Here is a 20,403-nt window from a genome sequence, read left to right on the forward strand (position 1 = left end):
AACACAAACCGTTCGGGCTGAGCCTGTCGAAGCCTCGCGCAGCGCTTCGACAAGCTCAGCGTGAACGGTTTCTTCTCAGCGTGAACGGTTTGTTCTCAGCGTGAACGGTTTCTTCTCAGCATGAACGGATTGTTCTCAGCGTGAACGGTTTCTTCTCAGCATGAACGGATTGTTTGTTCTCGGACGCAACTTGCAGGGAGGGTGAACGTCACGGTATGTTTTGCGACCAGCCAACACAAACCGTTCGGGCTGAGCCTGTCGAAGCCTTGCGCAGCGCTTCGACAAGCTCAGCGTGAACGGTTTGTTCTCAGCGTGAACGGATTCTTCTCAGCGTGAACGGATTGCTTTTTCTCGGACGCATCTTGTGTGGAGGTGAACGTCGCGGACGGACGAGGCGTCAACCGGCCAGCGCGGCGCGCACGGTGGCGAAGTCCGTCACCTTGCCGCCGTTCTTCGCGGCCCAGCCCTCGGCCTGGTCCTTGAGCAGGAAGGCATCGACCTCGCCCTTGGCGCCGAGCACGAACCACGCATCGGCCGCCAGCAGCTTGTTGCCGCTGTTGCGGTCTTGCGCATAGACCACGCGCGCCTTCTTGCCCGACTTCTCCAGCTTCTGCAGGTCGGCGAACGCGTTCTCGGGCGAGGCGTAGTGGCGCACCAGCGGCTCACCGGCCACCCACACTTGGGCCACGCGGCTCACATCGGTGATGGGCTTGCCGGTCGATGCATCTTTCGCGACCAGCGGGGCGCGGGCGTAGTTCTTCAGTTGCTTGTCGTAGTCGAGGCCCGCCTCCTTGAAGGCGGTGCGGATGTAGCCGTCCTGCACGAAGGCATTGGCGTCGATGTCGTTGTCGGTGCGCTTCAACAGGCGCAGCGTGTCGAGCGATGTCTTCACCGCCTGGCGGTACTCGGGCTTCCAGCTCAGGTCGCGCGTCTGCAGGCCGAGCGGGCCGTGGAAGAGGTAGTTGACCTCCGCCTCGATGCCCGTGACCTTGGCGATCAGCTCGCTGTATTTCTCGGGCTCGGCGGCCACGAGGCGGTCGGCTTCCAGCGCGGCGCGCAAGTAGGCGGTAACGACCTCGGGGTACTTCTTCGCATACTCCTCGTCGACCAGGCTGCCGTGGAAGGTGGGCGCATTCGCTTGCGAGCCGTCGTAGATCTTGCGGGCGAAGCCGCGGTACGGGAACAGCTCGGCGAAGGGCACGAAGTCCGCATGCGCCTCGACCTTGCCGGCCTGCAGCGCCGGGCCGGCCACTTCGGGCGCCTGGGTCGTGATGTTCACGTCCTTCAGCGGGTCCCAGCCTTGCGCTTGGATCGCGCGCAGCAGCATGCCGTGCGAGGTGGAGGCGAAGGGCACCGAGATGGTCTTTCCCTTGAGTTCGGCGATCGACTGCACTTTCGAGTCCTTCGGCACCACGATGCCGTTGCCGCTGCCGGTGGTGCTGCCCGAGAGCACGGTGATGAAGATGCTCTTGCGCCCCGCCTTCTGGAAGGCCGCACCGTTGAAGCTGCCCGGAAAGTCGGCCATCGAGCCGAGGTCGAGCTTGCCCGCGACCATCTCGTTGGTCAGCGGTGCGCCTGAGGTGAAGTTCTTCCACTCGATCTGGTACTGCGCGTCCTTGTACTTGCCGGTGCGCGGCAGGTATTTGTCGAGCAGCTTCAGCTCGCGGATCAAGAGGCCGCCGGTGGCGCAGTTGATCGTGGTGTCCTGCGTGCCGATGGCGATGCGGATGGTCTCGGCCTGCACAGCGGGAAGGGTCAGCATCAGGCCGAAGGTCGCGCTCCACAGCGCCAAGGTTCTCTGGGTCTTCATCGTGGTTGCTCCGGTTTGAAATTCAACGGCCGCGGCTCAGCGCAGCAGGTAGGGGATGTCGACGGTGACTGCGCCGGTGGGGCAGTCCTTCTCGCAAGGCATGCAGTACCAGCACTCGTCGAACTTCATGTAGGCCTTTCCTTTGCTGAGGTCGATGGCGAGCACGTCGAGCGGGCAGACGTCCACGCAGACGGTGCAGCCCTTGTGGGCGATGCACTTGTCTTCGTCGATGCGCACGGGCACGCTGGTGGGAGTGAGGGCGATTGGCATGTGGGGTTCTCGTTCTTCGTGGGTGTCAGGCCGCGACGGGCTCGCGTACGGCTGCCGGCACGCGCAGGTGCTGGTAGGCCGACATCTCGTGCGCATCGAGCGGCACGATGTACGGATCGACCGGGCGCTTGAAGCTCACCATCGCGTCGCCTTGCTTCTGCAACTGCGTGTGGCAGAACCAGTCGCGGTCGTTGCGCTCGGGGAAATCCACGCGGTGGTGATAGAGGCCCCAGCGGCTCTCGGTGCGGTAGAGCGAGGCGCGCGCGGCCATCTCGGCGCAATCGCGGATCGCGTGCACTTCCATCGCGCGCATCAGCTCGTGCGGGCCGGGGGCGGCGAGCTGTTCGAGGTCTTCGTGGATCTGCTCGAAGCGCGAGAGGCCGATCTCCATCTTCCGCGTGACCTTGGGCGGCTGCAGGTAGTCGTTGACCATGCGGCGCAGCTTGTATTCGACCTGCGTGGGCGGGAGACCCCCGCTGCGAAGGAGGGGGGCGCTGACACGGGCGTGCTCGCGTGCGACCTGTTCTTCATCGAGCGCGGGCAGCTCGTTCTCCGCGCAATGCTGGGCTGCGCTTTCACCGGCGAGGCGGCCGTAGACGAAGGCGCCGAGCATGTAGTTGTGCGGCACGCAGGCGAGGTCGCCCGCGGCGTGCAGGCCCGGCACCGTGGTGCGCGCGTGTTCATCCACCCACACGCCCGAGGCCGAGTGGCCGCTGCACAGGCCGATCTCGGAGATGTGCATCTCCACCATCTGCTCGCGGTAGTCGGTGCCGCGCCCCGCGTGAAAGCGCCCGCGGCTCGGGCGTTCGTTGGTGTGCAGGATCTGCTCGATGGTGGCGATGGTCTCCTCGGCCAGGTGGCTCAGCTTGAGAAAGACCGGGCCGTTGCCGCCCTGGAGCTCGTTGTAGAACTCCATCATCATCTGGCCGCTCCAGTAGTCGCACTCGATGAAGCGCTCGCCCTTGTTGTTGGTGGTGTGGCCACCGAAGGGGCCGGTCACGTAGGCGCAGGCGGGGCCGTTGTAGTCCTTGATGAGCGGGTTGATCTGGAAGCACTCGATGCCCGAGAGCTCCGCGCCCGCGTGGTAGGCCATGCTGTAGCCGTCGCCCGCGTTGGTCGGGTTCTCGTAGGTGCCGAAGAGGTAGCCGGAGGCGGGCAGCCCGAGCCGGCCGGCCGCGCCTGTGGCGAGCACCACCGATTTCGCGCGGATCACATGGAACTCGGCCGTGCGGCAGTCGAAGGCCATCGCGCCCGCGACGCTGCCGTCGGCCGCCGTCAGCAGGCGCGTGACCACGAGGCGCTGCGACATCTCCACGCGCGTGCGCTTGAGGCGCCGATACAGCACGTTCTTGATGTTGTGGCCTTCGGGCATCGGCAGCACGTAGGTGCCCATGTGGTGGACCTTCCGCATCGCGTAGTCGCCGGTCTCGTCCTTCTCGAACTTGACGCCCCAGCGGTCGAGCTCCTCGATCATCGAATAGCTGTTGCGCGCATAGGCCATCACCGTCTTCTGGTTGACGATGCCGTCGTTGGCGGTGGTGATCTCTTTTACGTATTGCTCGGGCGTGGCGAAGCCGGGCACGACCGCGTTGTTCAGCCCGTCCATCCCCATCGAGATGGCGCCGCTGCGCTTGACGTTGGCTTTCTCCAGCAGCAGCACTTCGAGCTTGGGGTTGGCTTCCTTGGCCTTGACGGCCGCCATCGGCCCGGCCGTGCCGCCGCCGATGACCAGCACGTCGACCGTGCGGGTGATGATGTTCATGGGGTGTCCTTCGTGGGATGACTGCGGGCGATGCGAAGCCGGTGCTGGAACGCATCGCCGCGGAAATAGAGGTCTTCGAAATCGAGCGGCGCGCCGTCGGCCGTGTGGGTGAGGCGCTCCACGCGCAGCACCGCGGTGCCTTCGGGAACGTCCAGCGAACGTGCGAGCAATTCGTCGGCGAGCATCGCGTCGATCTGCAGGTCGGCGTGGCCGAGCGCGATGCCGTAGTCGTTCTCCAAAATCAGGAAGATGTCGCGCCCGGCGAGGTCCGCCTGCCGCAATCGCTCGCCGATGGCGTGGGGCAGGTAGGTCACCTCATAGGACACCGGGGCGCGGTTCAGATGCCGCACACGCTTGATCTGTGCAACCGGCGTGCCCTCCGCCAGGCCCAGGCGCTGCGCCACGCGCGGCGAGGCGGGCACGGTCTTATGGCTCGTGACCTGATTGCGGATCTCGTAGCCCATGCGGCCCATCGACTCGGCAAAGCCTTCGAGCTGTGCGAGCTGCTGGAACGCCTTGGGCTTGGCGACGAAGGTGCCCTTGCCCGGGATCTTGAAGATCAGGTTCTCACGCTGCAGGTCGCTGAGCGCCTGCCGCACCGTGATGCGGCTGACCTTGAAGAGCGCGACCATTTCGCTTTCGGAAGGCAGTTGCGCATGCGGCGCGTAGGTGCCGTCGAGGATGCGTTCGCGCAGCGTTTCGCGCACCTGGGTGTAGAGCGGAACGGGTGAAAAGGCGATGGGCTCGAGCGCCGGAGCAGAAGACATGCGGCTGACTTGTTATGACCAGTTGAAACAGGTCGGATGCTAGTCAGGGGGGCTTCTTTCGTTAAAGAACGAAAACGTGCTTCGATATTTGGAAATTGCTGTGGTGATGCCGGAACGGGGAGAGCGGTGCGATCCAGCTGGGGCGCCCATTTCGTCCGACAGGCGCCCGATGCGGGGCGCTGTTCGTTCCTCTGTAGAATCCGGCGCTGGCCGACAACCCGTGGAATCAACGGGTTGCAAATGCGGGTGTAGTTCAATGGCAGAACGGCAGCTTCCCAAGCTTCATACGAGGGTTCGATTCCCTTCACCCGCTCCAGCTAGTCACTCATGTTTTCTCATGTTGACTCAAAGGCTAATCGGATCAACGACTTAGCTCACTCGCTTCTCTCGTGACCGCCCATGCTCGCTCATTGCAGCGCGCCGGATGAAGGGGTGCAACACGGGGAACGAAGGCACATTTGCCTCCGGTTGAGAAGCTTGTCCCCCTAGCCATCGCCAGGTATCGGATAGCGAGGTCCGAGCCATGCTCGCGCCGGCTAGCGGAACTGGTTGCCGATCCATGCCCCGGCGTGGCTGATGTAACCGCGCACGCCATCGCGCACGACCTCCAGCACCGCGGGGTCGAACGACGCATCTATCTCGTCATAGACCGGATCAATGACCGTATCGCCCGAGGCATCGATGGCGCCCCACTTTCCGTTGGTGTGCAGAAAGATGGCAAGCCCTGCATAGCTGAAGCCCGACACGTCGTCGAAGCCCGGGTCGATCATCAGCTCTCCAGCCGTGTCGATGAAGCCCCATCGTTTCCCGATGCGAACCTTGGCGAGGCCGTTCGCAGCGAAGCCGGCGGCTTCCGCGTAGCGCGCAGGAATGCGCGTCTCGCCCCCGCTGCCCATGTAGCCATACCGATGGTTGCCGGCCTTGAAGGTCGCGAGCCCGCACGCATCGAATTCGCTGAACTCCTTGAATGCCGGGCGAAGCGCTTCGTTGCCGGCGACGTCGACGAAGCCGCGATAGCCGGCGCGCCTGACCTTGGCGAGGCCGTTGGCGGCGAATGCGCCGATGCCGTCATAGATCGCCGATATCACCATTTCTCCCCGCACGTCGATGCAACCGCTGGTGCCATCTTCCGTGCGGACCACCGCGAGACCGCCATCGTCGAACGAGCGGGCATGTTCGAAGTCCGCAGGGAAGATCTTGTTCCCCGCAGCGTCCACGAAGGCGTGTCGGAAGAACTGGGCGCGATCGAGGATTACCGTGGCGATGCCCTGTGTCGAGAAATCTTCGGCCTGGTGGAACGACGGACCGACGACGACGCGGCCGGTCCGATCGATGAATCCATAGCCGCTCTCGCTGTTCGGATCCAGGTGGGCGACGGCCAGACCATTTGCGGCGAAAGGCCCGACGCTGTGGAACTGCGGCGGCACAACGATTTCGCCTGCGATATCGATGAACCCAAACAGGCCGCTCTCGGCGGATCTGACAGGAAGCATGGATCGTTTCTCGGTTGCCGGGAGTCGGTGATGGTGGAGCGGCTTTGCGCACAGTATGGCTGTCGTTGCGACATGGTCCCGACCCGTTTCACTGCAGCCTTGTCGTCCATTGCCCGCGCAGCAATTTGCCGGCGATCGAACAGGCGCGCTTCCAGCATCTCTTCGATGCATCTCCTGCTGACGGTACTTGGCTTCCGCCACGTGCAGGTACCTGCTGAAGTACCGACAAATTCCGTAGGCCCGTGCTACGCACCGACATAGCAAGAGGCAAAGAAAAAACCCGCCACCCCTGTGAGAAGTGCGAGTTCCGAGGCAGCGTGGAGCTGCGTGAAATAAGGGATTGGCCTGCCCGGAGGGGATCGAACCCCCGACAACCTGCTTAGAAGGCAGGTGCTCTATCCAACTGAGCTACGGGCAGATTCCGGGCCGGACAGAAGCAAAAACGAAAACACTTAAAAGAAAACTTGGTCGGGGCGAAAGGATTCGAACCTTCGACCCTCTGGTCCCAAACCAGATGCGCTACCAGGCTGCGCTACACCCCGACAAGCCTTCGATTCTAGCCCGGATATCGACCGGTTCCGGGTTTTCTCAACGTTTCTCGTATTGAGTCTTGCCGAAAAGAACCTGGCGCTCCTTGTCGCCGGTGAGCGGCTGGCGCAGATCGGCCAGCACTTTCACGCCGCGCTGCACGGCCGGACGCTCGGCGATGCCGTCGAACCAGGCCTTCAGGTGCGGGAAATCGGTGAGGGTGATGCCCTGGTTTTCCCAGCTGCGCAGCCACGGGAAGATGGCGATGTCGGCAATCGAATAGCTCTTGCCGGCGATGAACTTGTTCTTGGACAACTGCTTGTCGATCACGCCGTAGATGCGCTTGGCTTCGTTGGTGTAGCGGTCGATCGCATAGGCAATTTTTTCGGGCGCGTACAGACGGAAGTGATGCGCCTGGCCGAGCATCGGGCCGACGCCGCCCATCTGGAACATGAGCCACTGCAGCACGTCATAACGTTCGCGGTCGCCGGTGGGCAGGAACTTGCCGGTCTTGCCCGCGAGGTAGACCAAGATCGCGCCCGATTCGAACAGCGAGATCGGCTTGCCGTCCGGACCGTCGGGGTCGGTGATGGCGGGGATCTTGTTGTTGGGGCTGATCTGGAGGAACTCGGGCGCGAACTGGTCGCCCTTGCCGATGTTCACCGGGTGTGCGCGGTAGGGCAGGCCGCACTCCTCCAACATGACGTGAACCTTGTGGCCGTTGGGCGTGGGCCAGGAATAGACCTCGATGGGCGATGCAGGCATGTCTCGGGCTCCGGAAGGGGATGGGTATGAGGGGAGGGCCGCAGCATATACGTGCGATTCCAAACCCGTGCCGGCGCGGGAATTCGCCTTGCGGCAGCGCCTTTCAGCCCACCTGCAACTGGTGCGCGTTGCACCACATCCAGTCTTCGCCGGGCTCTAGCGACTGGATGACCGGATGCCCCTCGGCCTGCGAATGCCGCGTGGCGTGGCGGTTCTTCGAGGAGTCGCAGCAGCCCACATGGCCGCAGTGCACGCACAGGCGCAGATGGACCCAGGTGTCGCCGGTCTTCAGGCAGTCTTCGCAGCCGCGCGCGGTGTGCGGTTGGGCGATGGTGGCGGGCACGTGGTCGCAAGCTTTGATGGGCACCGAAGAACTCCTTGATATCTGATTGAGGGGGTGAGTGGCGTCAGGCCACGGCTGTCGTCTGCGACAGGTGCTGATGAATCAGCGCCACAGCCGCCGCACCTTCGCCGATCGCGCCACCCACGCGCTTGACCGAACCCGAGCGCACATCGCCTACGGCGAAAACGCCGGGCACGCTGGATTCGAGCGCCGTGGCCGGCCGCGCCGGAAAACCGCTGCTCGCCGCCGCGCCGGTCAGCACGAAACCGTGCTTGTCGACCGCGACCGCGCAGCCCTCGAGCCACGAGGTCTCGGGTTCGGCGCCGACGAACAGGAAGATGTTGCGTGCCGGGCAGTCGTGCTCGTTGCCGCTCGTGTGGCAGCGCCACGTCGCGCCGGTGAGGCCTTCGTCGGAACTGCCATGCAGGCGCACGAGTTCGGTGTGGGGCTGCAGTTCGATGTTGGGCGTGGCCTCGATGCGGTCGATGAGGTAGCGCGACATGCTGGCGGCGAGCGACGGTCCGCGCACCAGCACGTTCACCTTGGCCGCATGGCGCGAGAGGAACACCGCCGCCTGGCCCGCCGAGTTGCCACCGCCGACCAGCGCCACTTCCTGCTGCGAGCAGATCTTCGCTTCGATGGCCGAGGCCCAGTACCAGATGCCGCGGCCTTCGAATTCGGCAAGGCGCGGCACGTCGGGGCGCCGGTAGCGCGCGCCGCTCGCAATGACCACCGTGCGCGCGTGGATCGTGCGGCCATCGGCCAGCGCGATGCCGAGGCTTTCGCGCTCGTTCTCGCGCGAGCAGTCGAGCGAGGTTACCTTCGCCGGGATCAGCATCTCGACGCCGAACTTCTGCGCCTGCACGAACGCTCGTCCCGCAAGCGCTTGCCCCGAGATGCCGGTCGGAAAACCCAGGTAATTCTCGATGCGCGCGCTGGCGCCGGCCTGGCCGCCGAAGGCGCGGCAGTCGAGCACGATCACGCGCAGGCCTTCGGAGGCGGCATACACCGCGGTGGCGAGGCCGGCCGGCCCCGCGCCGACCACGGCGACATCGAACAGCTCGTTGTGCTCGACGGTGTCGACCATGCCGAGGCAGCGTGCCAGCGCGTCCTCGGCCGGGTTCACCAGCACCGAGCCGTCGGGGCACACGGCGAGCAACTGGCAGGTGCCATATTGTTCGAGCAGTGCGGCGGCGTCGGGGTCTTCGGCGGCGTCGACCAGGTGATAGGGATAGCCGTTGCGCCGCAGGAAGTTTTCGAGGCGCGCCATGTCGGCCGACTGCGGCTTGCCGATCAACACCGGCCCGCTCGCGCCGGATTCGATCAGCGCCACGCGCCGCAGGATCAGCGCGCGGGTGATGCGCTCGCCAAGGTCGGCTTCGGCAACCAGCAATGCGCGCAGTTGTTGTGGCGACACGAGCAGCGCCTCGACGTCTTCGTCGGCATGCCCGTCGACCAGGGCAGGGCGGCCGCTCAACTGGCCGACTTCGGCCAGGAATTCGCCCGGACCCTGCCGCACGATCGGCACCACGCGCCCGAGTCCGTCGCGCTGTGTGACAGCGACCACGCCCTTGAGCAGCACGAACATGCCGGGTCCGGTTTCCCCGGCGGTGAACAGGCGCTCGCCGCGCGCGAATTGCTGCACGCTGCCGAAGCGTGCAATGCGCGCAATCTCGGTGTCACTGAGGACGGGAAAGGTCTGGTGAAAGCGGCTGCTGTCGGTGCCGTTTGCTGCGGTGGCCATGTGTCCAAGCTCCATGTCGCGGGTTCACGAATTAAACGACGAAGTGCGCCAAGCCGGCTGTAACACCGTCATACGCATGCAATCTTCCTGACACGCCGCCTTCATCGCATGTGCGGAGACTCCCTCGGCAGAAAGGGTTCCCCATGAAAGAACTGCCCAACCCGACGTTTCCGCTTTCGCAGCTCGGGCTGCGCGCGGCCTTGTGGCCTGCGCCCACGGCCGTCGCTGTCGCCGCCGGTGCTTCCGCCGCGGCCCGTGTGTCGGTGCCGCAGGCGCCCGCCGTCATTCTTCCCCCGCCCGTCGAAGCCAAGCAGGGCATCACGGTCGGCTGGGCCCGCCACCTGGACGACGTGCGCGCCGCGCAGCGCCTGCGCTACGACGTGTTCGTCGGCGAAATGGGCGCCCGCGTCTCCTCGCCGCTGGCCGGTCACGACATCGACCTGTTCGACGATTTCTGCGAGCACTTGCTGGTGCGCGACGAGCTCACCAATCAGGTCATCGGCACCTACCGGGTGCTCACCCCGGCGCAGGCGCGCCGCGTCGGCAGCACCTACAGCGACACCGAATTCGACCTGACCCGCCTGCGCGACCTGCGCGAGCGCATGGTCGAACTGGGCCGCAGTTGCGTGCATCCCGAACACCGCCAGGGCGGGGTGATCCTCGCGCTGTGGGGCGCGCTGGCCGGCTTCATGCACCGCAACAAGCTGGACACCATGATCGGCTGCGCGAGCATCCCGATGTCACACAACGGTGTGACGAATGGTGACGCGGCGGCCAGCATCTGGCGGCAGGTTTCGGCCAGCCACATGGCGCCGATCCAATACCAGGTGCAGCCGCGGCTTCCGCTGCCGGTCGAGCGGCTGGACAGCACGCTCGACGTGGAGCCGCCGGCGCTCATCAAGGGTTACCTGCGCCTGGGTGCCAAGGTGCTGGGCGCGCCGGCCTGGGACCCGGACTTCAACGCGGCCGACCTGCCGATGCTGATGCGCATCGACGACCTGCCGGCGCGCTACCGCAAGCACTTTCTCGGCGCATGAAACCGGCGGCCGTCCGTCCTGACGACGGGCCGCCCGCCCACCCGCCGGGCATGATGGAGCCGCACAGGACAGGGGACGCCGCGTCACGCGAGCGTCATTCAACTGTCACAAATGACATCGACACTGTCATATTTCCGCCTACGTCTGCTCCCGTGCCGCTTGCTCCAGAATCAGTGTCCATGTCACCAGCCCCCGCAGACCGGTCGCTCGCCGTTGCGGCGCCCACTTTCTCCCTGCTCGACCGGGATCACAGCATCCTGTCGTTCAACGAGCGCGTGCTCGACTGGGCGCACCGGCCCGAGGTCCCGCTGATCGAGCGATTGCGCTACCTGTGCATCGTGTCTTCGAACCTCGACGAGTTCTTCGAGGTCCGCGCCGCGCCGCACCTGATCGCCGGCAACGCCGGCGACCACAAGGGCACCTACACCGTCGATTCGTTCGAACAGCTGGCCGAGGCGGCGCACAAGCTGGTGGCGCGCCAGTACGCGCTGTACAACGACGAGCTGATGCCGACCTTCGCGACGCACGGCATCCACATCATTTCGCACGGCGAGCGCAACCCGGCGCAGCGCAAATGGGTGAGCGAGTATTTCGAGCGCGAAGTGCGCCCCCTGCTGATTCCCGTCGGGCTGGACCCGGCGCATCCGTTCCCGCAGGTGGCCAACAAGTCGCTGAACTTCATCGTGCGGCTGGGCGGCAAGGACGCCTTCGGGCGCGAGAACCCGATCCAGATCGTCAAGCTGCCGCGCGTGCTGCCGCGACTGATCAAGATGCCGGCCAAGGTGTCGGACGGCAAGACGCTGTTCGTGGCGCTGTCGAGCGTGGTGCGAGCGCACTTGTCGAGCATGTTCCCGGGCCGCGAGGTCGGCGACTTCTCGCAGTTCCGCGTCACGCGGCATTCCGATCTCGCGGTGGACGAGGAAGACGTGAAGAACCTGCGCACCGCGCTGCGCCAGGGCCTGCAGCACCGCCATTACGGCCAGGCCGTGCGCCTGGAGGTGTCGGCCAGTTGCGCCGAATCGCTCGCGAGCTTCCTCTTGGCGCAGTTCAACCTGCCGCCCGGATCGCTGTACCGGGTGCATGGGCCGGTGAACCTGGCCCGGCTCACGCAGCTCATCGACCTGATCGACGAGCAGCAGCTGCGCTTTCCGCCGTATTCGGCGTCGTATCCCATCACGCTGTCACCCGCCCAGTCGTTCTTCGAGCGACTGCAGCGCAGCGACGTGCTGATCCACCAGCCCTTCGAGAGCTTCGACGGCGTGCTCGCCTTCCTGCGCGAAGCGGTGCTCGATCCGCAGGTGCTGGCCATCAAGCAGACCATCTACCGCACCGGCGCCGACTCGGAGCTGATGGACCTGCTGCGCGAAGCCGTGCGCCGTGGCAAGGAAGTCACCGTGGTGGTGGAGCTCAAGGCGCGATTCGACGAAGAAGCCAACATCAACTGGGCCGAAATGCTCGAGTCGATCGGCGCGCAGGTGGTGTATGGCGTGGTGGGCCTCAAGACCCACGCCAAGATGCTGCTGGTGACCCGCCGCGAGGGCAAGCAGCTGCGCCGTTACGGCCACCTTTCCACCGGCAACTACAACCCGCGCACCGCAAAGCTCTACACCGACATCAGCCATCTCACGGCCGATCCGCTGCTGACGGCCGACATGGAGGCGGTGTTCGTGCACCTGGCGAGCCAGAGCCGGCTGCCCAAGCTGAACCGCATGTGGCTTGCGCCCTTCGACCTGCACAAGAACCTGGTGGCGCAGATCGACGCGCTGGGCCTGGCCGCATCGAACGGCGAGCCCACGCGCATCGTCGCCAAGATGAACGCGCTGACCGACGAAGGGCTGATCACCGCGCTCATCCTCGCTGGGCAGAAGGGCGTGAAGATCGATCTCATCGTGCGCGGCGCCTGCACGCTGCCGGCGCAGGTGCCGGGGCTCACCGACAACATCCGCGTGCGCTCGGTGATCGGGCGCTTCCTCGAGCATTCGCGGGTCTTCTATTTTCGCAACGGCGAGGACGAGTCGCTGTACCTCTCGAGCGCCGACTGGATGAACCGCAACATGATGCGGCGCATCGAGCTCGCCTGGCCCGTGACCGATCCAAGCCTGCGCCAGCGCCTCATCGACGAGTGCCTGGTGGCTTACCTGCACGACGGCCGCGACGCCTGGGACCTGGGCGGCGACGGCATCTACACGCGCGTGGACCGGGACACCAATGCGGGCGAGGAGGGCGCATCGCGCGCCGTCGAGGCCCACGGTGCCCAGACCGCGCTCATGAACCGCTATGCATCGCGAGGGCATCACGGCGATGCATCCAGCAACTGAAGACCGAAAGACGATGACCATGGACTTGATCTTCTGGCGCCACGCCGAAGCCGAGGACTGGACCGAGGGCTGCGACGACATGCAGCGCTCGCTCACCGCACGCGGCGAAAAGCAGGCCAAGCGCATGGCCAGCTGGCTCGATCGGCAGTTGCCCGACGGCACCCGCATCATCTGCAGCCCCGCGCGGCGCTGCGAGCAGACCGCCCTCGCGCTGGGCCGCAAGTACAAGCTGCGCAGCGAGCTGGCACCCGACACCACGGCCGAAGCCATGCTCGGCGCGGCCGGCTGGCCCAACGGCAAATCGGTGGTGCTGATGATCGGCCACCAGCCCTCGGTGGGGCAGGCCATCTCGTTGCTGCTCGGCCTCAAGCAGGACAGTTGCCCGGTGCGCAAGGGCGCGCTGTGGTGGATCCGGTCCCGCGAGCGCGATGGCGACGTGCAGACCGTCGTGGTGACGGTGCAGTCGCCCGAACTCCTTTAAGCCAGCCTCAAGCGCCGGTCAGTTCCACGCGCCAGTTGCTGGTCTTCTGCCAGGCCAGCACTTCTTCGCGCAGGAGGTGCGCCGACTGCGGATAGGCATCGGCCCAATCGGGCGCGCACACGATGGTGAACGCCCGAGCGCCCAGCGCAGCGAGGTGCAGCGCTTGCGGATCGGGGTCGCGGCGCGCATGGCAGAGGATCACGGCCAGCCGCAGTGCGAGCAACTGCATCACGAAGGTCTCGTCGTCGAGCGCGGCTTCGAGCTTGCGCAGCTTGCCGCGCTGGCCCAGCACCAGTTGGCCGAGCGCGTGCAGCTCATTCACCGCGAAGCCGGGCGCGTCGGTGTTGTCGAGGATGTAGGCGCCGTGCTTGTGATAGTCGCTGTGCGACACCAGCGCGCCGATCTCGTGCAGTTGCGCGGCCCAGCCGAGCTTGCGCAGCGCGCGGCCGGCGCGGTTCGACGTGCTGCCACCGCGCGCGGCGGGGGCTAGCTGCACGAACAGCGAAGCGGCGGCATCGCCGACCCGCTTGGCCTGTGCGGCATCGACCGCGAAACGCGTGGCGAGCCGGGCCACCGTGGCGGTGCGCATGTCGGCCACGCTCTCGTCGCGTTCGAGCAATTCGTAGAGCACGCCGTGGCGGAGGGCGCCCTGGGCGACCTTCATTTCCTCGATGCCGAGCAGGTCGAACACCGCACGCAGCACGCTCACGCCGCCGCCGATCACCGCCTTGCGGTCTTCGCGCATGCCGTCGATCCGCAGCTTGTCGACGCTGCCGGCCTTGAGAAGGCGGTCGAGCAGCCAATCGAGGCCCTCGCGGGTGACGAGGCCGGGCTCCGCGCCGGCCGCGGCCAGAACGTCGCCAACTGCGCCGATGGTGCCCGAGGCGCCATAGGCCACGTCCCACTGGTCGCGGGTGTAGCTGCCGAGTGCGTCGTCCAGCACCGCCTTGGCAGCCACTTCGGCGGCGCGGAAGGCGGCGGGGGTGAACTGGCCTTCGGCGAAGTGCTTCATCGACCAGGCGACGCTACCGACGCGGTATGACTCCACCAACTCGGCCTGGAGCGAGCGGCCGATGATCATTTCGGTGGAGCGCCCACCGATGTCGACCACCAGCCGGCGTTCGTTGTCCGAGGCGTCGGTGTGCGGGAGCATGTGCGCCACGCCCTGGTAGATAAGACGGGCTTCTTCCCGGCCGGGGATCACGTCGATGCCGAAACCCAGGATGGTGCGTGCGCGCAGCAAAAATTCTTCGCGGTTGCGCGCTTCGCGCAGCGTCTGCGTGGCGACGGCGCGCACCTGCGAGCGCTTGAAGCCGGCCAGCCGCTCGCCGAAACGCGCCAGCGCGTCCCAGCCGCGCTGCATGGCTTCGGTCGTGAGATTGCGGGCGCTGTCCAGGCCATTGCCCTGGCGCACCGTTTCCTTCAGGTATTCGGTGCGGTGGATCTGGCCGTGGTCGACCTGCCCGATTTCGAGCCTGAAGCTGTTCGAGCCGAGATCGACTGCTGCGAGGCGGGTGCCGTTTTGCATGTAGTTGTAGTGAAGAGGGCGGTTGCTTTGATCGTAGCGCCGTGACAGGCGCGCCACCTCCCGAATCGCGCGGCGGCGAGGTCGGGAAGGCTAGGCGCGCCCCATGACGGTTGTGTGACAGCGTCACACGGCCGAAGAGGGAAACACAGGCATTTTCCCTCGACAGCAGGGTGTCATATGGATGTCACACAAGCTTTCTAGAGTCCGTCCCAAGCCCGAAAGGGACTACTTCTTACTTCTAAAGGAAGCTTCATGAAAACGACGTTCAAATTTGCAACCGCCGGTCTCGTGGCCGCGCTGTTCTCCATTCCCGCCCTCGCCCAAGACGTGACCGGCGCCGGCGCCAGCTTCCCGGCACCGCTGTATGCCAAGTGGGCTTCGGACTTCAACAAGGCCACCGGCGTCAAGATCAACTACCAGTCGGTCGGCTCGGGCGCTGGCCTCAAGCAGATCGAAGCCAAGACCGTCGATTTCGGCGCTTCGGACGCTCCCCTGAAGGACGACGAACTCCAGGCCAAGGGCCTGATGCAGTTCCCCACCGTCATCGGCGGCGTGATTCCCGTGGTCAACATCACCGGCATCAAGCCGGGCGAACTGAAGCTCAACGGCCAGGTTCTGGGCGACATCTACCTGGGCAAGATCACCAAGTGGAACGACCCCGCCATCAAGGCGCTGAACGGCTCGCTGGCCCTGCCCGACGCCGCCATCGCCCCGGTTCGCCGCGCCGATGGTTCGGGCACCAGCTTCCTGTTCACCAACTACCTGAGCAAGGTCAATGCCGAGTGGAAGACCAAGGTCGGCGAAGGCACGGCCGTGAACTGGCCCACCGGCGCGGGCGGCAAGGGCAATGAAGGCGTCGCAGCCTTCGTGAACCGCCTGCCCAACTCGATCGGCTACGTCGAGTACGCGTACGTCAAGCAGAACAAGATGACCTACGCCCAGCTGCAGAACGCCGCCGGCAACTTCGTTTCGCCCGACGACACCGCTTTCAAGGCCGCCGCCGCCGCCGCCGACTGGAGCAAGAGCTTCTACCAGGTGCTGACCAACCAGGCCGACAAGGGCGCATGGCCCATCACCGGCGCGACCTTCATCCTGATGCACAAGGTGCAGGACAAGCCCGCCAACGCGACCACCGTGCTCAAGTTCTTCGACTGGGCCTACAAGGGTGGCGACAAGACCGCCGACGACCTCGACTACGTGCCGATGCCCGACGCCGTGAAGGCCACCATCGCCAAGTCGTGGGGTGAAGTGAAGGACGCATCGGGCAAGCCCGTCGCGTTCAAGTAAGCAACCCACTCACCAGTCCAGAACGGCGCATCCATGAGCAGCACTTCGCTCGAGGACGCGCCGCTTTCGTCTTTGCCGGAGCGACCCGTGTCATCCACTCTTCCTGCTGCCGCCTCGTACGACCTCGCGGCCGACCGTGGCCGCGCCACTGCGCCGCCACCGCCGGTGAAGGGGCCGCGTTCCGGCCCCATGGCCGACCGCCTGTTCGGCTGGGCCGCCAAGGGCGCCGCGCTGCTGACGCTGGCGATGCTCATCGGCATCCTGTTGTCGCTGATCGTCGGCGCCTGGCCCGCCATTTCCAAGTACGGCCTCGGCTTTCTCACGAACAGCACGTGGGACCCGGTCAAGGAGGAGTACGGCGGCCTCGTGATGATCTACGGCACGCTGGCCACCTCGTTCATCGCCTTGGTGATTGCGGTGCCGGTGAGCTTCGGCATTGCCCTCTTTCTGACCGAGCTGTCGCCCAACTGGCTCAAGCGCCCGCTGGGCACGGCGATCGAATTGCTCGCCGCCGTGCCGTCCATCGTGTACGGCATGTGGGGCCTGTTGGTGTTCGGCCCGATCCTCTCGACCTGGGTGCAGCAGCCGCTGCAGAAGCTGCTTGCCGGCGTGCCGTACCTCGGCGCCCTGGTGTCCGGCCCGCCCGTGGGCATCGGCATTCTGTCGGCCGGCATCATCCTCGCAATCATGATCATCCCGTTCATCGCCTCGGTGATGCGCGATGTGTTCGAGGTGACGCCGCCGCTTCTCAAGGAGTCGGCCTACGGTCTCGGCTCCACCACCTGGGAGGTCGTCTCCAAGGTCGTGCTGCCGTACACCAAGGCCGGCGTGATCGGCGGGATCATGCTCGGCCTCGGCCGGGCGCTGGGCGAAACGATGGCGGTCACGTTCGTGATCGGCAACATGAACCAGCTCAACTCGCTGTCGGTGTTCGAGGCTGCCAACAGCATCACCTCGGCGCTGGCCAATGAATTCGCCGAAGCCGGCGCGGGCCTGCACCAGGCTGCGCTGATGTACCTCGGCCTCGTGCTGTTCTTCATCACCTTCGTCGTGCTGACGCTCTCGAAGGTGTTGCTGGCCCAGATGAAGAAGAGCGAAGGAACCAAATCGTGAGCACCGCGCAAGACCTCATCAGCGCCAAGGCGCTCGCCGAAACGCGCCAGGCCCGGTTCGCTTCGCGCAACCGCGTCAACAAGATCGCGCTGACGCTCTCGCTCGCCGCGATGGTGTTCGGTGTGTTCTGGCTCGTGTGGATCCTCTGGGAAACGCTGCGCCTGGGCCTGGGCGGCCTCGCGCTCGCCACCTTCACCGAAATGACGCCGCCGCCGAACGAAGTGGGCGGCATCGCCAACGCGATCTTCGGCTCCTTCGTGATGGTGATGCTCGCCACCTTCGTGGGCACGCCGATCGGCATCATGGCCGGCATCTACCTGGCCGAGTACAACCCCAAGGGCTGGCTCGCCTCGGTCACTCGCTTCGTGAACGACATCCTCTTGTCGGCGCCCTCGATCGTGATCGGCCTGTTCGTCTACGCCGTGGTGGTGGCCTACTTCAAGACCTTCTCGGGCCTGGCCGGTGCGCTGGCGCTCGCGCTGATCGTGATTCCGGTGGTGATCCGCACCACCGAGAACATGCTGCAGCTGGTGCCGCCGGGCCTGCGCGAAGCGGCTTACGCATTGGGCACACCGAAGTGGAAGGTCATCATCAGCATCACGCTGCGCGCCGCACGCGCCGGTGTGGTCACCGGCATCCTGCTGGCCGTGGCGCGCATCGCGGGTGAAACCGCGCCGCTGCTCTTCACCGCGCTGAACAACCAGTTCTGGACCGCCGACGTGAGCCAGCCGATGGCCAGCCTGCCGGTCACGATTTTCAAGTTCGCGATGAGCCCGTACGAGAACTGGCAACAGCTGGCCTGGGCCGGCGTGTTCCTGATCACCGTCGCCGTGCTCGCCCTCAACATCCTGGCGCGGGTCCTCACGCGCAACAAACACTGATTGAAGAAGAAGATCTCCCATGCCAAACACCGTCGCACAACCGTCGCGCTCGAAGATCTCGGTCAAGGACCTGAACTTCTACTACGGCAAATTCCACGCGCTCAAGGGCATCAACCTCGAGATTCCCGAGAACAAGGTCACGGCCTTCATCGGCCCGTCGGGCTGCGGCAAGTCGACTCTGCTGCGCACCTTCAACCGCATGTTCGAGCTCTACCCCGAGCAGCGCGCCGAGGGCACGATCGCCCTGGACGGCGAGAACCTGCTCACCTCCAAGCAGGACGTCGCACTCATCCGCGCCAAGATCGGCATGGTGTTCCAGAAGCCGACGCCGTTCCCGATGTCGATCTACGACAACATCGCCTTCGGCGTGAAGCTGTTCGAGAACCTCTCGGCCAGCGAGATGGACGATCGCGTCGAGTGGGCCCTGAAGAAGGCCGCGCTCTGGACCGAAGTGCGCGACAAGCTGCAGCAAAGCGGCTCGGGCCTTTCCGGCGGCCAGCAGCAGCGCCTGTGCATTGCGCGCGGCATCGCGATCAAGCCTGAAGTGCTCTTGCTCGACGAACCGTGCTCCGCGCTGGACCCGATCTCGACCGCCAAGATCGAAGAGTTGATCGCCGAGCTCAAGAACGAGTACACCGTGGTCATCGTGACGCACAACATGCAGCAGGCCGCCCGCTGCAGCGACTACACCGCCTACATGTACCTGGGCGACCTGATCGAGTTCGGCGCGACGGAGCAGATGTTCTTCAAGCCGCAGCGCAAGGAAACCGAGGACTACATCACCGGCCGTTTCGGCTAAGGAGACAAAACCATGAGCGAGAAACATCTTTCCAGCCAGTTCGACAGCGAACTCAACGGCGTCTCGTCGCGCGTGATGGAGCTCGGCGGCATGGTCGAGTCGCAGATCCACACGGCGGTGTATGCGCTGCTGCAGTTCGACGCCGAGGCGGCCGACCGCGTGATGGAAACCGAGCACCGCGTCAATGCGATGGAAATCGACATCGACCGCGAGCTCTCGTCGATCATCGCGCGCCGCCAGCCGACCGCACGCGACCTGCGCCTCTTGATCGCCATCAGCAAGACCACCGCCAACCTGGAGCGTGTGGGCGACGAGGCCAACAAGATCGCACGCATGGTCAAGTCGATCATCGAGAGCGGTTCGGCCCGCCAGCTGCCCACGACCGAGCTGCGCATCGCGGCCGACCTGGCCTCAGGGCTGCTCCGCACCGCGCTGGACGCCTTCGCGCGCCTGGACACGGCCGCGGCGCTGTCGATCCTGAAGGACGACGACCTGATCGACAAGGAGTTCGACGGGTTCGTGCGCAAGCTGGTCACCTACATGATGGAAGACCCCCGCACCATCTCGGCGAGCCTGGACCTCCTGTTCCTGGCCAAGGCCATCGAACGCATCGGCGACCACGCCAAGAACATCGCCGAATTCATCATCTACATCGTCAAGGGTGCCGATGTGCGGCACACTTCGATGCAGGAAATCGAGTCTGCGCTGCAGTGACCTCGGCGCCAAGACTCCCATAAAGCATGAAGAAACCCAGAGTCCTGATCGTCGAAGACGAGTCCTCGATCGCCGAGCTGATCGCCGTCAACCTGCGCCACAACGGCTTCGAGCCGATCTGGTCGGAAGACGGTGCTGCGGCGCAGCGCGAAATCGACGCCTTCCTGCCCGACCTGATCCTGCTCGACTGGATGCTGCCGGGCCAGAGCGGCCTGCAGCTCGCCCGCCAGTGGCGCAAGGACCCGCGCACCAAGGCCATCCCGATCCTGATGCTGACCGCGCGCGGCGACGAGCCGGACAAGGTCGCGGGCCTGGATGCCGGCGCCGACGACTACATCACCAAGCCCTTCTCGACGCAGGAAATGCTGGCCCGCATCCGTGCGGTGCTGCGCCGCCGCGCCCCCGAGGTGGTGACCGAGCGCGTGGAAATCGGCGAGCTCGCGCTCGACACCTCCACGCACCGCGTGACCTGGCAGGGCGGTGCGCTCAAGGTCGGCCCGACCGAGTTCAAGCTGCTGGCCTACCTGATGCAGCACGCCGAACGCGTGCACAGCCGCGCGCAACTGCTCGACAAGGTGTGGGGCGACCACGTCTACATCGAGGAACGCACGGTCGACGTGCATGTCAAGCGCCTGCGCGAATCGCTGGGTGCCGCCGCGCCGATGGTCGAAACCGTCCGGGGAGCAGGCTACCGCCTGACGGCCCAAGTCACGGTTTGAACACCGTGGCGTCCCTCGGCCGCGGGCGCGGATAATCGCCCGCC

At 65.5% G+C, this 20,403-nt stretch carries 18 protein-coding genes and 3 tRNA genes; 10 read left to right on the forward strand and 11 right to left on the reverse strand.

The features are described from left to right. Positions 1-397 precede the first annotated feature (397 nt). From VARPA_RS12395 to VARPA_RS12410, 4 genes are read right to left on the reverse strand one after another with little or no spacing between them, the layout of a single operon-like run. The gene (locus tag VARPA_RS12395; RefSeq protein ID WP_013540911.1) at positions 398-1,810 is read right to left on the reverse strand and encodes an ABC transporter substrate-binding protein; all 1,413 of its coding nucleotides are present in this window, start codon (positions 1,808-1,810) and stop codon (positions 398-400) included. 36 nt (positions 1,811-1,846) lie between these two features. Then, a complete protein-coding gene (locus VARPA_RS12400; RefSeq protein WP_013540912.1) occupies positions 1,847-2,080 on the reverse strand; it encodes a 4Fe-4S dicluster domain-containing protein in 234 nt (77 codons plus the stop codon). A gap of 25 nt (positions 2,081-2,105) precedes the next feature. After that, complete coding sequence (locus VARPA_RS12405; RefSeq protein WP_013540913.1) at positions 2,106-3,842, reverse strand: fumarate reductase/succinate dehydrogenase flavoprotein subunit; 1,737 nt, start codon at positions 3,840-3,842, stop codon at positions 2,106-2,108. Beyond that, positions 3,839-4,609, reverse strand: coding sequence for a GntR family transcriptional regulator (locus tag VARPA_RS12410; RefSeq protein ID WP_013540914.1), 771 nt, complete (start codon positions 4,607-4,609; stop codon positions 3,839-3,841). The genes VARPA_RS12405 and VARPA_RS12410 overlap by 4 nt, the downstream gene beginning before the upstream one ends. Positions 4,610-4,851: 242 nt before the next feature. On the opposite strand from VARPA_RS12410, the gene VARPA_RS12415 reads away from it, so the two are divergent. Next, a tRNA-Gly gene (locus tag VARPA_RS12415) sits at positions 4,852-4,925 on the forward strand. A 220-nt stretch (positions 4,926-5,145) separates the two neighbouring features. Here the strand turns inward: VARPA_RS12415 and VARPA_RS12420 are convergent. From VARPA_RS12420 to VARPA_RS12445, 6 genes are all read right to left on the reverse strand, one after another. Then, positions 5,146-6,102 carry a WG repeat-containing protein gene (locus VARPA_RS12420; protein ID WP_013540915.1) on the reverse strand — a complete coding sequence of 319 codons (957 nt, stop codon included), beginning with the start codon at positions 6,100-6,102 and terminating at the stop codon, positions 5,146-5,148. A 341-nt stretch (positions 6,103-6,443) separates the two neighbouring features. Further along, positions 6,444-6,520: transfer RNA gene (locus VARPA_RS12425), tRNA-Arg, on the reverse strand. A 47-nt stretch (positions 6,521-6,567) separates the two neighbouring features. Continuing rightward, positions 6,568-6,644 (reverse strand) — tRNA-Pro (locus VARPA_RS12430). A 46-nt stretch (positions 6,645-6,690) separates the two neighbouring features. Continuing rightward, positions 6,691-7,395, reverse strand: a complete 705-nt coding sequence (locus tag VARPA_RS12435) for a glutathione binding-like protein (protein ID WP_013540916.1) — start codon at positions 7,393-7,395, stop codon at positions 6,691-6,693. A gap of 103 nt (positions 7,396-7,498) precedes the next feature. Further along, positions 7,499-7,762: a UBP-type zinc finger domain-containing protein gene (locus VARPA_RS12440; RefSeq protein ID WP_013540917.1), complete on the reverse strand. Its 264-nt coding sequence runs from the start codon at positions 7,760-7,762 to the stop codon at positions 7,499-7,501. Between the two features lie 40 nt (positions 7,763-7,802). Further along, the gene (locus tag VARPA_RS12445) at positions 7,803-9,482 is read right to left on the reverse strand and encodes an FAD-dependent oxidoreductase (RefSeq protein WP_013540918.1); all 1,680 of its coding nucleotides are present in this window, start codon (positions 9,480-9,482) and stop codon (positions 7,803-7,805) included. Between the two features lie 143 nt (positions 9,483-9,625). On the opposite strand from VARPA_RS12445, the gene VARPA_RS12450 reads away from it, so the two are divergent. From VARPA_RS12450 to VARPA_RS12460, 3 genes are read left to right on the forward strand one after another with little or no spacing between them, the layout of a single operon-like run. Beyond that, a complete protein-coding gene (locus VARPA_RS12450; protein ID WP_013540919.1) occupies positions 9,626-10,519 on the forward strand; it encodes a GNAT family N-acetyltransferase in 894 nt (297 codons plus the stop codon). After that, a complete protein-coding gene (ppk1, locus tag VARPA_RS12455) occupies positions 10,516-12,837 on the forward strand; it encodes a polyphosphate kinase 1 (protein WP_041942872.1) in 2,322 nt (773 codons plus the stop codon). The genes VARPA_RS12450 and ppk1 overlap by 4 nt, the downstream gene beginning before the upstream one ends. A gap of 19 nt (positions 12,838-12,856) precedes the next feature. Further along, the gene (locus VARPA_RS12460; protein WP_041943541.1) at positions 12,857-13,318 is read left to right on the forward strand and encodes a SixA phosphatase family protein; all 462 of its coding nucleotides are present in this window, start codon (positions 12,857-12,859) and stop codon (positions 13,316-13,318) included. Positions 13,319-13,325: 7 nt separating this feature from the next. Here the strand turns inward: VARPA_RS12460 and VARPA_RS12465 are convergent, their stop codons facing one another. Next, entirely contained in the window at positions 13,326-14,846 is a 1,521-nt protein-coding gene (locus VARPA_RS12465; RefSeq protein ID WP_013540922.1) for a Ppx/GppA phosphatase family protein, read from the reverse strand. Between the two features lie 252 nt (positions 14,847-15,098). Between VARPA_RS12465 and pstS the strand changes: the two genes are divergently transcribed. From pstS to phoB, 6 genes are read left to right on the forward strand one after another with little or no spacing between them, the layout of a single operon-like run. Then, positions 15,099-16,133 (forward strand): phosphate ABC transporter substrate-binding protein PstS, encoded by a 1,035-nt coding sequence (gene pstS / locus VARPA_RS12470; protein ID WP_013540923.1) that lies wholly within the window; start codon positions 15,099-15,101, stop codon positions 16,131-16,133. 33 nt (positions 16,134-16,166) lie between these two features. After that, on the forward strand, positions 16,167-17,246 hold the full coding sequence (gene pstC / locus VARPA_RS12475) for a phosphate ABC transporter permease subunit PstC (RefSeq protein WP_013540924.1): 1,080 nt from the start codon (positions 16,167-16,169) through the stop codon (positions 17,244-17,246). Beyond that, positions 17,243-18,127, forward strand: coding sequence for a phosphate ABC transporter permease PstA (gene pstA / locus VARPA_RS12480; protein WP_013540925.1), 885 nt, complete (start codon positions 17,243-17,245; stop codon positions 18,125-18,127). Before pstC ends, pstA begins: the two co-directional genes overlap by 4 nt. Before the next feature lie 19 nt (positions 18,128-18,146). Then, positions 18,147-18,926, forward strand: a complete 780-nt coding sequence (gene pstB / locus VARPA_RS12485; RefSeq protein WP_013540926.1) for a phosphate ABC transporter ATP-binding protein PstB — start codon at positions 18,147-18,149, stop codon at positions 18,924-18,926. Positions 18,927-18,938: 12 nt separating this feature from the next. Then, the gene (gene phoU / locus VARPA_RS12490; RefSeq protein WP_013540927.1) at positions 18,939-19,640 is read left to right on the forward strand and encodes a phosphate signaling complex protein PhoU; all 702 of its coding nucleotides are present in this window, start codon (positions 18,939-18,941) and stop codon (positions 19,638-19,640) included. Between the two features lie 26 nt (positions 19,641-19,666). Further along, on the forward strand, positions 19,667-20,359 hold the full coding sequence (gene phoB, locus VARPA_RS12495) for a phosphate regulon transcriptional regulator PhoB (protein ID WP_007836652.1): 693 nt from the start codon (positions 19,667-19,669) through the stop codon (positions 20,357-20,359). Positions 20,360-20,403 lie beyond the last annotated feature (44 nt).

The sequence above is a fragment of the Variovorax paradoxus EPS genome, from assembly GCF_000184745.1.
GTDB lineage: Bacteria > Pseudomonadota > Gammaproteobacteria > Burkholderiales > Burkholderiaceae_C > Variovorax > Variovorax paradoxus_C.

Excerpts from the sequence above, each read along its gene's own strand:
- phoB (WP_007836652.1), top strand. The coding sequence starts at position 19,667 with ATGAAGAAACCCAGAGTCCTGATCGTCGAAGACGAGTCCTCGATCGCC.
- ppk1 (WP_041942872.1), top strand. The coding sequence starts at position 10,516 with ATGAAACCGGCGGCCGTCCGTCCTGACGACGGGCCGCCCGCCCACCCG.
- VARPA_RS12400 (WP_013540912.1), bottom strand. The coding sequence starts at position 2,080 with ATGCCAATCGCCCTCACTCCCACCAGCGTGCCCGTGCGCATCGACGAA.
- VARPA_RS12465 (WP_013540922.1), bottom strand. The coding sequence starts at position 14,846 with ATGCAAAACGGCACCCGCCTCGCAGCAGTCGATCTCGGCTCGAACAGC.
- VARPA_RS12405 (WP_013540913.1), bottom strand. The coding sequence starts at position 3,842 with ATGAACATCATCACCCGCACGGTCGACGTGCTGGTCATCGGCGGCGGC.
- pstB (WP_013540926.1), top strand. The coding sequence starts at position 18,147 with ATGCCAAACACCGTCGCACAACCGTCGCGCTCGAAGATCTCGGTCAAG.
- phoU (WP_013540927.1), top strand. The coding sequence starts at position 18,939 with ATGAGCGAGAAACATCTTTCCAGCCAGTTCGACAGCGAACTCAACGGC.
- VARPA_RS12450 (WP_013540919.1), top strand. The coding sequence starts at position 9,626 with ATGAAAGAACTGCCCAACCCGACGTTTCCGCTTTCGCAGCTCGGGCTG.
- pstC (WP_013540924.1), top strand. The coding sequence starts at position 16,167 with ATGAGCAGCACTTCGCTCGAGGACGCGCCGCTTTCGTCTTTGCCGGAG.
- VARPA_RS12460 (WP_041943541.1), top strand. The coding sequence starts at position 12,857 with ATGGACTTGATCTTCTGGCGCCACGCCGAAGCCGAGGACTGGACCGAG.
- VARPA_RS12420 (WP_013540915.1), bottom strand. The coding sequence starts at position 6,102 with ATGCTTCCTGTCAGATCCGCCGAGAGCGGCCTGTTTGGGTTCATCGAT.
- VARPA_RS12445 (WP_013540918.1), bottom strand. The coding sequence starts at position 9,482 with ATGGCCACCGCAGCAAACGGCACCGACAGCAGCCGCTTTCACCAGACC.
- pstS (WP_013540923.1), top strand. The coding sequence starts at position 15,099 with ATGAAAACGACGTTCAAATTTGCAACCGCCGGTCTCGTGGCCGCGCTG.
- VARPA_RS12395 (WP_013540911.1), bottom strand. The coding sequence starts at position 1,810 with ATGAAGACCCAGAGAACCTTGGCGCTGTGGAGCGCGACCTTCGGCCTG.
- VARPA_RS12410 (WP_013540914.1), bottom strand. The coding sequence starts at position 4,609 with ATGTCTTCTGCTCCGGCGCTCGAGCCCATCGCCTTTTCACCCGTTCCG.
- VARPA_RS12435 (WP_013540916.1), bottom strand. The coding sequence starts at position 7,395 with ATGCCTGCATCGCCCATCGAGGTCTATTCCTGGCCCACGCCCAACGGC.